The organism is Bradyrhizobium zhanjiangense, from assembly GCF_004114935.1.
GTDB classification, from domain to species: Bacteria; Pseudomonadota; Alphaproteobacteria; order Rhizobiales; family Xanthobacteraceae; genus Bradyrhizobium; species Bradyrhizobium zhanjiangense.
Window position 1 is genome coordinate 5405270 of record NZ_CP022221.1, and the last position, 13830, is coordinate 5419099.

Here is a 13830-nt window from a genome sequence, read left to right on the forward strand (position 1 = left end):
TCCCATGCGCAGATTGCTGATTGCTACAGCGGTTTATGCTGCCTCGTTGCTGACGGCTCATGCAGCCGAGCCGGCAGCGCCATTGGCAAAGGTAACGGTCGTGTTCGACCAGGCTCTGCCCAACGTCCCCGGCAAGAGCATGAAGGGCGTGCTGGTCGAGTATGGTCCCGGAGGCTCCTCACCCGCGCACATTCACGCCCCCTCCGCCTTCATTTATGCCACGGTCCTGGAAGGCGCGATCCGCAGTCAGGTCAATGATGGCCCCGCCAAGGTCTTTCACAAGGGAGAGAACTTTTCCGAGCGGCCCGGCGACCGCCACGCCGTCAGCGCCAATGCCAGCGATACCGAGCCTGCGAAACTGCTTGCCGTGTTCGTGGTGGACACGGCCGACAAGGAGTTGACGACGCCGATCGCGAAATAGCGCCGAGCCCGATGGTCTCACTGAAGCCATCCTGCCGATTTTACTGCGGCATGCCGCTCATCACCGACGACGGTTATGCGCTCGGAACGCTTTGCGTGATGGACTTCGAGCCGAGGCAGCTGTCCTTCGAGCAGACGGAAGCTCTTCGAATGCTGTCGCATCAGGTGCTGGCGCAACTGGAACTCCGCCGGAAGCTGATCGAGGATCGCCAGACCATCGAGCAACTGGAGCAAGCACGCCTCGAGGCCGCCGCCGAGCGAGCACGCGCCGAGGAACTGCTGCACAACGTCTTGCCGGCGCCGATTGCCGACGAGCTGACGCGGCGCGGCAGAGTTCAGCCGAAATACACCCGGTCGGCCACCATTCTGTTCGCGGATATCCAGGGCTTTACGCTGCTCGCTGAACGGACCGAGCCAGCAAGGCTCATCCATCTCCTCGACGAATATTTCTCGGCCCTGGACGAAATCGGTGCCCGACACGGTCTGGAGAAGGTCAAGACCATGGGCGATGCCTACATGGCGGTTGCGGGCGTTATTTCGCCCGACCGGCGGCACTTGATCGATGTCTGCCTCGCGGCGCTGGAAATGCGGGCGCAGCTCGGCCACCTGAGAGCGGAATGCGAAGCGATCGGCGAACACGCCCTGCAATTGCGCATCGGAATCCATACCGGACCGGTCATTTCCGGCGTCGTCGGCAACCGCAGAATAACCTTCGACATCTGGGGGATGCGGTCAACACCGCGTGGTTCGTGGAAGCGTTCGGAGTCGCTGGCCGGATCAACGTCTCGGAAACAGTAGCCGGGCACGTCCACGGGCTATTCGACCTGGAATCGCGCGGCCCCATCGAAGCCAAGCACGCGCGCACACGAAATGTTCTTTCTCAACGGCCTTAAGAGGGAATATTCGCGCAACGAAGACGGAAATCTGCCGAACGATCATTTTCTTTCCGAGTATCACCGTATCGGTGGTTCGCGATTGGCCCACGAACGCCGAGAGCGCGTTCAGTGCCGCAACCGATGATCGCGGAACGGTTTGCAGACGAGCTGCCTGGCTCGCTGACCTGATTTGCCGTCAGCTCGATCTGGCGTCGTAACGCGCCGCCATCTCCGCGGCGAGCAGCAGAGCGGCGCGGCTCGCGCCGATCGATGCGATGCCCTGCCCTGCAATGTCGTAGGCGGTGCCGTGCGCGGGCGTGCAGATCGGGAATGGAAAGCCCCCGAGCAGGGTCACGCCGCGATCAAAACCCATCAGCTTCATCGCGATCTGGCCCTGGTCGTGATACATCGTCAGCACCGCATCGAAGGCGCCGGCCTTGGCGCGCAGGAACACGGTATCGGCGGGAAACGGTCCCTCCGCGGCGATGCCCTCGCGCTGAGCGGTTGCGACCACCGGCGCGATGACATCGATCTCCTCGCGGCCGAAATTGCCACCGTCGCCGGCATGCGGATTGAGACCCGCGACGGCGATGCGCGGTCGCGCAAAGCCGGCATTGCGCATGCAGGAATCGGTCAGCTTGAGCGCGCGATGGATACGTTCGCTGGACAGTCGCCCGGCGACGTCCTTGAGGGGGATATGGGAGGTGACCCGCGCGTTCCAGAGCTGGTCCAGCACATTGAACTCGCTCGCCGCGGTCCTAAGGCCGACCACCTCGGCTGAAAATGCGATCTCGTCATCGTACTCGGCGCGGGCAAGGCGCATCGCCTGCTTGTTGAAAGGGGTGAAGCAGACCGCATCGACGCGTCCGTCGCGGCCGAGCTCGAGCGCGTACCGGTAATTGGCCAGTGCGAATTTTCCGCCGGCAAGGGTCGCGGATCCCCGCTCGACCTCCGCGGGATCGAGGTGACAGAGATCGACAAACAGCGTCTCGCCCTCCGCCGCGCGAAGGTCGGCCCCCTGCTCCACCGTCGTCAGCTCCGGCTTGATGCCGGCGACGCGCGCACCTTCGTCGAAGATGCGGCGGTCACCGATGACGACGAGCCGGCTGCGGGCGCGGATGTCGTCCTGCACCGCGAGCTTCGCCGTCAGCTCCGGGCTGATGCCGGCGGGATCTCCCATTGCCAATGCAATCAGCGGCTTTGCGCTCATATGATCACCTTTTCCTCAGCTGTCGTCCGATCGGTAGACGGCGCGGGTTTGCGCCAGAGCCGCGCGAGCTGCAGCACGAGCGGAAGCAGCAACAGTGCGATCCCGGCCACGATCAGGCACGTCACCAGCTTGTTTGCAAAGAAGATCCCGAGCGATCCCTTGGAGATCAGCATCGACTGCCGGAACGCATCCTCGGCCTTGTCGCCGATGACGATCGCGAGCACGAGCGGCGCCAGCGGATAGAACAGCTTCTTGAAGAGATAGCCGACGATCCCGAAGCCGAGCATCATGACGACGTCGAGATAGGAGTTCGACACCGAATAGGCACCGACGACGCAGATGATCACGATCAGCGGCGCGATCACCACGAAGGGAATCCGCATCAGGGCGGCGAAGACTGGAACGGTCAGCAGCACCAGCGCGACTGCGACGATGTTGCCGACATACATCGAGGCGATCAGCCCCCAGACGAAATCCTTACTGTCGACGAACAGCATCGGCCCGGGATTGAGGCCCCAGATCATCAGCCCGCCCATCATGACCGCCGCGGTTGCCGAGCCGGGAATGCCGAGCGACAGCATCGGCAGCAGCGCGCTGGTGCCGGCGGCATGGTCGGCCGTCTCCGGCGAGATGATGCCTTCGACCTCGCCCGTGCCGAAGTATCGGCCGCGGCGCGAGAAACGGCGGGCGATGCCGTAGCTCATGAAGGATGCCGCGGTCGGGCCGCCCGGCGTGATCCCCATCCAGCATCCGATCGCCGCGCTGCGCAGAAGCGCCACGCCATGCTGCGGCAGGCGGCCGACCGCGCGGAACACTTCGCGCCAGTCGATCTTGGAGGACACCGCGCGGGCATGAAACTCCTCTTCGACGGCAACCAGCAGCTCGCCGATGCCGAACAGGCCCATCACGGCGACGACGAAGCTCACGCCCTTGACGAGCTCGTCGACGCCCATGGTGAGGCGCACGCTGCCGGAGACGGTGTCGATGCCGATGGCGGCGATCGCAAAGCCGATGGCCAGCGCCACGACGGTCTTGATCGGCGCTGCGCCGCCCATGCCGACGAAGCTCGCGAAAGCGAGGAAATAGACCGCAAAATACTCGGCCGGCCCGAACGCGAGCGCAACCTGCGCCACCCAGGATGCGAGGAAGGTGATCAGAATGACGCCGATCAGCGCGCCGAACGCCGCCGAACCGAAGGCGGTCGCGAGCGCCGTCGTCGGCCGACCGTCGCGCGCCATCGGGTAGCCGTCGAAGGTGGTCGCGACCGACGACGGCTCGCCGGGAATGTTGAAGAGGATCGAGGTCACCGAGCCGCCGAACAGCGCGCCCCAATACATGCTGGAGAGCAGGATGATCGCCGAGACCGGTTGCATGCCGAAGGTCAGCGGCAGGAGCAGCGACACTCCGTTCGGCGCACCCAGCCCCGGCAGCACGCCGACGAGAATGCCGAGCAGCACGCCGACTGCCATCAGCGCCAGATGCGGCACGGTGACCGCGATGGTGAAGCCGTGCAGGAGCTCTGCGAGATTATCCATCGGCCTCTCCGTCAGAACCCAAACGCGGCGGCGAGCGCGCCGTGCGGCAGACCGACCTGAAACATGCGCTCGAACACGACGTAGAGCGCGAGTGCGGTCGCGCCAGCCATGGCGAGCGCACGCGGCACGGATTGGTGCCTGGGGATCGCCAGCACTGCGAAGACGTACAGCGCCGAAGCGACGTACATCCCGGCCAGCGGGATCGCGGCCACGAAGATCGCGGCTGGCACGAACAGGCCGGCGAGCCGGCGCAGCTCGATGGGCGTGATGGCGATGGGGACACTCGCCAGTGTGGCGGCCGGCAGCACGCCTCGCACCAGATTGTAGAGGCTCCCGACCACGATGATGATCCCGGTCAGGAACGGAAACGTGCCGGCGTCCACGCCCGCGCTCGACCAGCCGATACCGTTGTCGAGGCTCGAGACGACGACAGCCACACCAAAGCTACCGGTGAGGACGGCGGTCGCAAGTTCAAGCGCGCGGCGGGAGATCATTGGGGGCTCCGTTCGAGCGGCGGACAACGTCCGGCCGTGCATGACGCACGCGTTTTCTCTATCCAGCGCGTCGTCCCGGCGAAGGCCGGGACCCATACCGCGTGATCTCTCGAGAGGTGTTGGTCGTCGTACCGATGTGGATGCGAGTCTTCGTCAAACTCGTCGCTGGGGTTATGGGTCCCGGCCTTCGCCGGGACGACGGCGGAATTTGTGGCACCGCCGATGCAGCAGCCCCGCCTCACTTGACGAGCCAGCCCTGCTCGCCCGCGACCTGCTTGACGTGCTCGAGGTCCTCCTTGATGAATTTTTCGAGCTCGGCGCCGGTCAGGAACGTATCGACCTGGGAGGTCTTCTCGATGTAGTCCTTCCATTCCGGCGTAGCCTGAACCTTCTTCATGAGGTCGACATAGAACGCCGCCTGGTCCGGCGTGACCTTGCCGGGCAGCCACACCGTGCGCGGCTGCTCATATTGCTTGATGTCGAGGCCCTGCTCAACGCAGGTCGGGACGTCGCTCCAGCCTTCGCTCGCAGTGACCTTCGGGCCCTGCGGCAGCCGCTTCGGGCTGAAAACACAGAGCGGGCGCTGCGTGCCGCCACGCCATTGCCCGAGGCTTTCGCTGGGGTTGTTGACGTGGGAATCGAGGTGTCCGCCGGCGAGCTGCACGGCAGTCTCGGCGCCGCTCTTGAAGGGGATATAGGTCAGCTTGACCTTGCCAGCCTTCTCGATCATGCGCGTCAGCACCTCGTCGGTGTCCTTTGACTGCGCGCCGCCCATCTTGAATTCGCCCGATGCTGCCGCCTTGAGATAGTCGCCCGCCGTCTTGTACGGCGAGTCCTGCTTGACCCAGAGCAGGAACTCGTCCTGCGCCATCGCCGCGATCGGGGTGAGATCGGTGTAGTTGAAGGCGACCTTGGAGACGAGCGGCTGCTGCCAGGCGTTCGAGGTGCCGAAGATCACCTTGTAGGGATCGCCGACGGAGGCCTTGCCGTAGACATAGCCTTCGGCGCCGCTGCCGCCGCCCTTGTTGACAACGACGATCGGCTGCTCCGTCAGCTTGTGCTTGGTGATGATGTTCTGCACCGCGCGGGCAAGGTTGTCAGTGCCGCCGCCCGGCCCGGCAGTGGCCACGAACTCGATCGGCTTTTGCGGTTGCCAGGCTGCACACGCCGGCATCGTGCCGGCGAGCACGGTCGCGGCCGCGGAGAGCAGAAATGTTGACGTCCGACCCATGATTTCCTCCAGCTGATCTTGTCTTTTGTTGTTGTCGTATCGAGGTCCGCTCAGGCGACGCGTTCCTGGCGTCTTCCTGCGGCCAGCACGATCGCGCCTTCTTTTTCGAGCGCTTCGATTCGTGATTGGTCGAACCCGTGCTCGGCCAGCACCTCGCTCGTGTGCTGACCATAGACCGGCGCACCTGATCGCACTTTGCCTGGGGTCTCCGAAAACTTGATGGGAAGTCCGATCGTCTTGACGGGACCGAGCGTGGAGTGCTCGACCTCGACGACCATCTCGCGCGCGAGGGTCTGCGGATCGCTGAGGGCTTCCAGCATGTCGTGCACGGGGCCGCAGGGCACGCCCTTCTCGTCCAGCGCCGCGAGCCAGTGCGCGCGGGATTTGGTGCGGAAGCGTTCGCTCAGGACCGCTTCCAGCTCTTTCAGATTGGCCATGCGGTCGGCCCCGTTAACGAAGCGCGGATCAGCGGCGAGTTCGCTGGCGCCGAGCGCCTCCAGCATCAACAGCCAATGCTTCTTGTTGGCGCCGCCGACCACGAGCCAGCCATCCGAGGCTTCGAAGGCCTGGTACGGCGCGTTGAGCGGATGGGCCGAGCCCATGGCGCGCGGCGCGGTGCCCGCGGCCAGTGCGATGGTCGATTGCCAGTAGGTCTGCACCAGGGCGGCCTCATAGAGCGAAGTCTCGACCCACTGCCCTTCGCCGGTCTTGAGACGATGCGTATAGGCAGCGAGGATGCCCATGCTCGCGAGCAGGCCGGCGGTGATGTCGGACAGCGGCGGGCCGCATTTGACGGGCGGACCGTCGGGACGTTCACCGGTGAAGCTCATGATGCCGCTCATGGCCTGCGCGACCAGATCGAAGCCGCGACGATGCTTGTAGGGACCGGTGCGGCCGAAGCCTGACAGCGAGCAGTAGATCAGCGCCGGAAATTCGGCGTGCAGTGCCTCGTAGCCGAAACCGAGACGCTCCATCGCGCCGGGCGCAAAATTCTCGACCAGCACGTCGGCGCTCTTGATCAGCCGGCGCAGCACCTGCTTGCCGCCGTCGGTCTTCAGATCCAGCACGATGCCGCGCTTGTTGCGGTTCATCATCAGGAAGGAAGCCGCCTCGTCGCCGATCTTCGGCGGCACCGAATGGCGGGTGTCGTCGCCGTTCGGCCATTTCTCGATCTTGATGACGTCGGCGCCCATGTCGGCCAGCATCAGGGTGCAGGTCGGCCCTGCCATGACATGGGTGAGATCGATGACCTTGAGGCCGGCGAGCGGCCCCGAACGACGAGAGGTGGATTGCGAACTTTGCATCGGGCCCGTTCCTATTGGCCGCGCCATTGCGGGGCGCGCTTGTTGAGGAAAGCATCGAGCCCTTCGCGAAAGTCCTGGCTCGTGTAGCACATCAGGATGAGATCTTCGCCCTCGTCACGCGTCAGCCGCCGTTGCAGGCGCGCCACAGCCTGCTTGGTCGCGTTCAGCGTCAACGGTGCATGACTGGCGACGAGCCGGGCGACCTCCTCAGTGCGCTGCTCGAGCGCGGCAATATCCTCGACGACTTCGCCAAGCAGCCCGACATTTGCAGCCTCCCCGGCTTCGACAAGACGTGCGGTGAAGATCAGATCCTTGACGCGCGCGGCGCCGATGAGCGCGGTGAGACGGCTGACATTGGACATCGACAGGCAATTGCCGAGCGTCCGGGCGATGGGGAAACCGATTTTGGCGCTCTTGGTGCCGATGCGGAGATCGCAGGCTGCGGCGATGCCCGCCCCGCCTCCGGTACAGAACCCGTTGATCGCCGCGATCGTCGGCACCCGGCACTGCTCCAGCGTGGTCAGCACCCGATCAATGCGGTTCTCGTAGTCGATGGCGTCCTGCGGTGTCTTGAACTCGCGGAACTGGTTGATGTCGGTACCGGACGCAAAGGCCTTGTCGCCGGCCCCGCGCAGCACCAGCACCTTGATCGCTTGGTCGCGGTTGGCCTCCTCGCAGATCGCGGCGAGCCGCTCGTACATCGCGAAGGTGAAGGCGTTGCGGGCCTGCGGACGGTTGAAGGTGATCCGTCCAATGCCGTCCTGGCGTTCGAAGACGAGGGCTTCTGCCTCCATTTGCAGGTCCATTTCCTCATGCCTTTCTGTTTTTTGCATTTTTGAATGCAAAATTTGGAATTTTCAAGCAGGAACTTGCAAATATCCGCACGTGAGTCCATTTTTGAATGCAAATTGAGTTCAGACCCATGCTTCATGAAGAAGTCGTCGGCCGCATCCGCGCCATCCTCCTCGACGGTGAAATCCCGCCCGGCGCGCGGATTCCCGAGCGCGAGCTGTGCGAACGGCTCGAAATCTCGCGCACGCCGCTGCGCGAGGCGCTCAAGGTGCTGGCCGCCGAAGGCCTCGTGCAGCTGCTGCCGCATCGCGGGTCGCGGGCGGCGAAGCTGACCGACAAGGACATGCGCGACCTATTCGAGGTCTGCCAGGGCTTAGAGGCCCTCGCCGGCGAGCTCGCCTGCGAGCGCATCACCGACGCCGAGATCGACGCGATCGCGGCCGCGCATGCCGCCATGGTGCAGCATTATCGCGAGGGTGATCTGATCCAGTACTATCGCGGCAACCGCGCCATTCACGAAGCCATCGTCAATGCTGCCGGAAACCCGGTGCTCGCGGGGCTTTACACGTCTGTGACCGCGCGCATCCGCCGCGCGCGCTACGTCACGCCGATGACGCCGCAGCGCTGGGCGCTCGCCGTGAAGGAGCATGATGCTATCCTGAACGCGCTGCAAAGGCGCGACGGCGCCGGCCTCGCCCACATCCTGCGTGCGCATCTACGGCACAAGCGCGAAGAGGTTTTGCAGGCGGGCTTTGCCGAAAGGGAGGGAAACGACCTCACACTGCGCATCGCGTGAGGCGTGGCCCTGAACTTCTAACATCGACCGCCGATGCTATGGATCCTGGCGTGAAACATCGCCAAAGACCTCGACGAGGCGAAAGCGCTCGCACATCAGCATCATGTCGTCGCTATATCGTCCAAGCCTACCGAAATACGCCTGATGGGCGCGGCGCCAATAGGCCAGGCTCCGGTCACCTTCACCCTCATCATATGCAAAAGCTGCGTCGACCTCATTGAAGCGCCGATATGTTACGTCGATGGATTCGATGACGCAGCGCGCCTCTCCTCGCCCGTCGAGCACGACCCAGCGCTCACCGGGCGTGGACGTGTTCGGCTCGTCTTCGGTGCTGCACGTCGCGGTCTTGATGCCCTTGATAACGAGTTCGATCAATTCATCTGCGAATGCGGGGCTGTCCCCGAACACAAACGTCCGGAGGTTCCGATAGCGCTCGGGAATCGGTTTGCTCATAGGTCTTCAGGCCTTCACGTCCCCTCGTCGTGCGCGAGCAGACTTTACTGGGTCATGAAGACACGGCCTAACAGCCCAGCTTATCGGCGATCCCGCCAAAATCCTTGGCGATGATGTCCCAGTTGCCGGTGGCCTCGAAATCGACCTTCTGAAGCGGACCGTATTCGGTCGGCCGCGCCACGAAGGCGGTCTTCAGCCCGTTCTTCTGCGCGGCCGCGAGATCGCCGTTGTGGGCAGCGACCATCATCACCTCTTCCGGCTTGAGACAGAGCAGGCGCGCGGCGCCGAGATAGGTTTCCGGATCGGGCTTGTAGTGCTCGAACAGCTCGGCCGACATGATGAGGTCCCACGGCAGCCCTGCAAACTTCGCCATGTTGGTGAGCAGCGCGACATTGCCGTTCGACAGCGGCGAGATCACGAATTTCGATTTGAGCCGCGTGAGGCCGGCGACGCTATCGGGCCAGGGATTGAGACGATGCCAGCCTTTGGTGAGATAGTCGAGATCGGCTTCGGTGAGGCCCTTGATCGAGAATTGATCGACCAGCTTTTCCAGCGAGCGGCGGTGCAGATCATCCAACATGACATAGCCGCGCCCGGGATGTTTGCGCACGTCATCCATCGAGGCCATGTACATGCCGCGCCAGCCGTCGACCAAAGCGGTCCAGTCGGCGCTGATGCCGCGCTGCCTGCTCCACCACATGAAATCGGTGATGAGGCTAGTGCGCCAGTCGACCACGGTGCCGAACACGTCGAAGACGAGGGCTTTGACGGCGGAGAGATCGGACATGGGCGCTTCCCCTTGTTCTTATCGTCATTCCGGTGGCCCATGGGGCACCCGGAATCCATTGCACCTCGAACTCTGCGCCCTATGGATTCCGGGCTCTCCGGGCCGCGCGTTGCGCGGTCCCGTCGCCCCGGAATGACAGGAGCATCAATCCAAATGGAACTTCGCCAGCTCGCGGTGCTCGGCCTTGATGTAGCGCACGGTGCCGGTGACGGAGCGCATCACTACCGTTTCGGTCTCGATCACGCCATCCTTGCGGAACTTGACGCCCGACAGCAGCGAGCCCGTGGTGACGCCGGTGGCGGCGAACAGGCAGTCGCCGCGCGCCATGTCCTCGATGCCGTAGATCATCTTGGGATCGTTGACACCCATCTTGGCGGCGCGCTCGCGCTTCTCCTCGGAGTCGAGGATCAGGCGGCACTGCATCTGGCCACCGATGCAGCGCAGCGCCACGGCGGCGAGCACGCCTTCCGGCGCACCGCCGGTGCCGAGATACATGTCGACGCCGGTGTTGTCGGGGTCGGCGCAGTGGATCACGCCGGCGACGTCGCCGTCTGTGATGAGGCGCACGGCCGCGCCGGTCGAGCGCACGCTCGCGATGATATCGGCATGGCGCGGACGGTCGAGCACAAGAACGGTGATGCCTTCCGGCTTGACGCCCTTGGCCTTGGCGAGGCGGCGGACGTTGTCGGCGGGCGAAGCATCGAGATCGACGACGCCCTTGTCGTAGCCTGGCCCGATCGCGAGCTTCTGCATGTAGACGTCGGGGGCGTGCAGCAGGGTGCCGCCATCGGCCATCGCCATGGTCGCGATCGCACCCGGCATGTTCTTGGCGCAAAGCGTGGTGCCTTCGAGCGGGTCGACCGCGATATCGACCTGGGGACCGGCATTCATGCCGACCTTCTCACCGATGAAGAGCATCGGCGCCTCGTCGCGCTCGCCTTCGCCGATCACGATGGTGCCTTCGATCGGGAGCTTGTTGAGCTCGCGGCGCATGGCGTCCACAGCGGCCTGATCAGCCTGCTTCTCGTTGCCGTGACCGCGCAGCCGCGCCGAGGACACCGCCGCCCGCTCCGTCACCCGCACGATCTCCAGCGTGAGAATGCGCTCGAGCAACGCTTGCGGCGGGACTGAAATATGGGTCGACATTGGCTCACTCCTTTAAAACGGCTCGGCGGACACCCGTGTCCGCATCAACTCGCAACGCCCACGGTTCGTTCGAACCGTCCTCTCCGCTTGAGCATGATCTCTTTTCCGGAAAACCGCCACATGCGTTGCGCTAACGCGGCCTTCCGGGTCCGGATCATGCTCTAGTTCTTCTCGATCCGGATTACCTGCGGCCGTCCGCTGATCACCTTGTCGTGCTGAACGGCGGCGAGCGCGCGGCGCACGGCGTCTTCATGGGTCGCATAGGTGATCAGGATGACCGGCACGGGCACCGCCTTGCCGTCGCTGGGCGCAGCGCCGCCATTGGGATGACGCTGCACGATCGACTCGATCGAAATCTTCTGTTCTGCAAGCCGGGTCGCGATCGCGGCCGCTGTACCCGGGAAATCGCGCGCGAGCAGGCGGATGTAATAACCGCCCTCATGCCGCTCCATCGGCGCCTTCTTGGTGTCGTGCAGTTGCGCAATCGGCCGGCCGAACGGATTGGCGCGGATGCCGCGCGCAACATCGGCGATGTCGGCGACCACGGCGGACGCGGTCGCGGCGCCGCCTGCGCCGGGGCCGACCAGCGTGATCGGCGGAATCCCCTCGCCGTCGATCGTGACTGCATTGGTGACACCCATCACCTGCGCGATCGAGGAGGATTTTGGCACCATGGTCGGATGCACGCGCTGCTCGATGCCCTTGCCGGTGCGAACCGCAACGCCGAGCAGCTTGACGCGGTAACCGAGATCGGCCGCCGCACGGAGATCTTCCGGCGCGATGGATGAGATGCCTTCGACATACACTGCGCTTTGAGCAACTTTTGTGCCGAAAGCGAGGCTGGCGAGAATGGCGAGTTTTTGCGCGGTGTCGTGGCCGTCGACGTCGAAGGACGGATCGGCCTCGGCATAGCCGAGCCGCTGCGCGTCCTTCAGGCATTCGGCAAAGGACAGCCCCTCCTGCTCCATCCGGGTCAGGATGTAGTTGCAGGTGCCGTTGAGGATGCCATAGACGCGGTTGATGCCGGTTCCGGCAAGACCTTCACGTAACGTCTTGATGACAGGGATCGCGGCGCCGACCGCTGCCTCGAAATTCAGCGCGCCGCCGTGCTTTTCAGCCGCCTTGGCGAGCTTGAGGCCGTGCTTGGCGAGCAGCGCCTTGTTGGCGGTGACAACCGACTTGCCGGCATTGAGCGCGGTTTCGACCGCCGACAGCGCGGGATCACCGGCGCCGCCCATCAGCTCGACGAAGCAATCGACCTCGGGATGGGTGGCAAGGGCCATCGGATCCTTCGCCCATTCGACGCCGCGCAGGTCGACGTCGCGCTTCTTCGCCTTCGAGCGCGCGGTGACGGCAACGACGCGGATGCCCCGACCGCTGCGCCCGGTGAGCACGCGCGCTTGCGTTTCGATCAAACGGACGACTTCGGCACCCACGGTGCCGAGCCCCGCTATGCCCACTTTTAGGGGTGCGACCATGATACTTCAGAAAACCTGCAGAAGAGAACTAGCGCCGGTTGGCGAGCGGAACGACGTTGTGCAACGTTTCGATGCCGCTTTCAAGGAAGCGGCGCACGCCGCGCGCGGCCTGCCTGATCCGTTGCTCGTTTTCCACCATGGCGATGCGGACATATCCTTCACCATGCTCGCCGAAGCCGACGCCGGGCGAGACCGCGACGCCGGATTTCTCCACCATCAGGGTCGCGAACTGCATGCTGCCGACGCTGCGGAAGGCCTCCGGCAGCGGCACCCAGGCGAACATCGAGGCCTCCGGCGGCGGAATCTCCCAGCCGGCGCGGCCGAACGATTCCACCAGCGCGTCGCGGCGCTTGCGGTAGGTGTCGCGCATCTCCTTGATGCAATCGTCGGGGCCATTCAGCGCCGCGGTCGCGGCGACCTGCACCGGCGTGAACGCGCCGTAGTCGAGATAGGATTTGACGCGGGCGAGTGCCGCGATCACGCGCTCATTGCCGACCGCAAAACCCATGCGCCAGCCGGCCATCGAATAGGTCTTCGACATCGAGGTGAACTCGACGGTGACGTCCATCGCGCCGGGCACCTGGAGCACCGAGGGCGGCGGGTTGCTCTCGTCGAAATAGACCTCGGCATAAGCGAGATCGGACAGGATCAGGATCTCGTGCTTCTTCGCGAACGCGACGAGATCCTTGTAGAAGTCGAGGCTCGCGACATAGGCGGTCGGGTTCGAGGGATAGCAGACGACGAGCGCCAGCGGCTTGGGGATCGAATGGATGATCGCCCGCTCCGCCGCCTCGAAGAATTGTGGCGTCGGCTCGGAAGGTACCGAGCGGATCACGCCGCCCGCCATCAAAAAGCCGAAGGCGTGAATCGGATAGCTCGGGTTCGGACAGAGGATGACGTCGCCCGGCGCGGTGATGGCCTGCGCCACGTTGGCAAAGCCTTCCTTGGAGCCGAGCGTCGCTACGACCTGGGTGTCGGGGTTGAGCTTCACGCCGAAGCGGCGGTCATAATAGGCGGCCTGAGCCCGGCGCAGCCCCGGGATGCCGCGGGAGGCCGAGTAGCGATCGGTGCGAGGCTTGCCGAGCGTCTCCTTGAGCTTCTCGAGCACATGCGGCGGGGCCGGCAGGTCCGGATTGCCCATGCCGAGGTCGATGATGTCGGCGCCGGCATTCCGCGCGGCCGCCTTGGCCCGGTTGACCTGTTCGAACACGTAAGGCGGCAGGCGGCGGATGCGGTAAAATTCTTCCATGGCTCTCTGGGCTCCGGGCAACCGGTCAGGACAGAATCGACAGGCCACAACGGCCGTTCG

General features: G+C 64.5%; 14 protein-coding genes. 3 read left to right on the forward strand and 11 right to left on the reverse strand.

The features are described 5' to 3' along the window. The first annotated feature begins 4 nt into the window (after nt 1-4). Nucleotides 5-421 carry a cupin domain-containing protein gene (locus XH85_RS25890; RefSeq protein ID WP_128934058.1) on the forward strand — a complete coding sequence of 139 codons (417 nt, stop codon included), beginning with the start codon at nt 5-7 and terminating at the stop codon, nt 419-421. 11 nt (nt 422-432) lie between these two features. Then, nucleotides 433-1218, forward strand: coding sequence for an adenylate/guanylate cyclase domain-containing protein (locus tag XH85_RS25895; RefSeq protein ID WP_128934059.1), 786 nt, complete (start codon nt 433-435; stop codon nt 1216-1218). 273 nt (nt 1219-1491) lie between these two features. On the opposite strand, the gene XH85_RS25900 is transcribed toward XH85_RS25895, so the two are convergent. The 6 genes from XH85_RS25900 to XH85_RS25925 all read right to left on the reverse strand — a co-directional run bounded on the left by XH85_RS25900 (nt 1492) and on the right by XH85_RS25925 (nt 7875). Next, entirely contained in the window at nt 1492-2505 is a 1014-nt protein-coding gene (locus XH85_RS25900; RefSeq protein WP_128934060.1) for a 4-hydroxythreonine-4-phosphate dehydrogenase PdxA, read from the reverse strand. After that, on the reverse strand, nt 2502-4040 hold the full coding sequence (locus XH85_RS25905; protein WP_128934061.1) for a tripartite tricarboxylate transporter permease: 1539 nt from the start codon (nt 4038-4040) through the stop codon (nt 2502-2504). The genes XH85_RS25900 and XH85_RS25905 overlap by 4 nt, the downstream gene beginning before the upstream one ends. An 11-nt stretch (nt 4041-4051) precedes the next feature. Then, nucleotides 4052-4534 (reverse strand): tripartite tricarboxylate transporter TctB family protein, encoded by a 483-nt coding sequence (locus tag XH85_RS25910; protein WP_128934062.1) that lies wholly within the window; start codon nt 4532-4534, stop codon nt 4052-4054. A 238-nt stretch (nt 4535-4772) separates the two neighbouring features. After that, nucleotides 4773-5765 carry a Bug family tripartite tricarboxylate transporter substrate binding protein gene (locus XH85_RS25915; RefSeq protein WP_128934063.1) on the reverse strand — a complete coding sequence of 331 codons (993 nt, stop codon included), beginning with the start codon at nt 5763-5765 and terminating at the stop codon, nt 4773-4775. A 50-nt stretch (nt 5766-5815) separates the two neighbouring features. After that, nucleotides 5816-7069 (reverse strand): CaiB/BaiF CoA transferase family protein, encoded by a 1254-nt coding sequence (locus XH85_RS25920; RefSeq protein WP_128934064.1) that lies wholly within the window; start codon nt 7067-7069, stop codon nt 5816-5818. An 11-nt stretch (nt 7070-7080) separates the two neighbouring features. Next, nucleotides 7081-7875, reverse strand: a complete 795-nt coding sequence (locus tag XH85_RS25925) for an enoyl-CoA hydratase/isomerase family protein (RefSeq protein ID WP_128934065.1) — start codon at nt 7873-7875, stop codon at nt 7081-7083. 116 nt (nt 7876-7991) lie between these two features. Between XH85_RS25925 and XH85_RS25930 the strand changes: the two genes are divergently transcribed. Next, a complete protein-coding gene (locus XH85_RS25930) occupies nt 7992-8657 on the forward strand; it encodes a GntR family transcriptional regulator (RefSeq protein ID WP_128934066.1) in 666 nt (221 codons plus the stop codon). 36 nt (nt 8658-8693) lie between these two features. Here the strand turns inward: XH85_RS25930 and XH85_RS25935 are convergent, their stop codons facing one another. From XH85_RS25935 to XH85_RS25955, 5 genes are all read right to left on the reverse strand, one after another. Then, nucleotides 8694-9110, reverse strand: a complete 417-nt coding sequence (locus XH85_RS25935) for an ASCH domain-containing protein (RefSeq protein WP_128934067.1) — start codon at nt 9108-9110, stop codon at nt 8694-8696. Nucleotides 9111-9177: 67 nt separating this feature from the next. Then, complete coding sequence (locus XH85_RS25940; protein ID WP_128934068.1) at nt 9178-9897, reverse strand: haloacid dehalogenase type II; 720 nt, start codon at nt 9895-9897, stop codon at nt 9178-9180. A gap of 144 nt (nt 9898-10041) precedes the next feature. Beyond that, nucleotides 10042-11043 (reverse strand): class II fructose-bisphosphatase, encoded by a 1002-nt coding sequence (glpX, locus tag XH85_RS25945; RefSeq protein ID WP_035703675.1) that lies wholly within the window; start codon nt 11041-11043, stop codon nt 10042-10044. Between the two features lie 161 nt (nt 11044-11204). Next, the gene (locus tag XH85_RS25950; RefSeq protein WP_128934069.1) at nt 11205-12521 is read right to left on the reverse strand and encodes a homoserine dehydrogenase; all 1317 of its coding nucleotides are present in this window, start codon (nt 12519-12521) and stop codon (nt 11205-11207) included. A gap of 28 nt (nt 12522-12549) precedes the next feature. After that, entirely contained in the window at nt 12550-13770 is a 1221-nt protein-coding gene (locus XH85_RS25955; RefSeq protein WP_128934070.1) for an LL-diaminopimelate aminotransferase, read from the reverse strand. Nucleotides 13771-13830 lie beyond the last annotated feature (60 nt).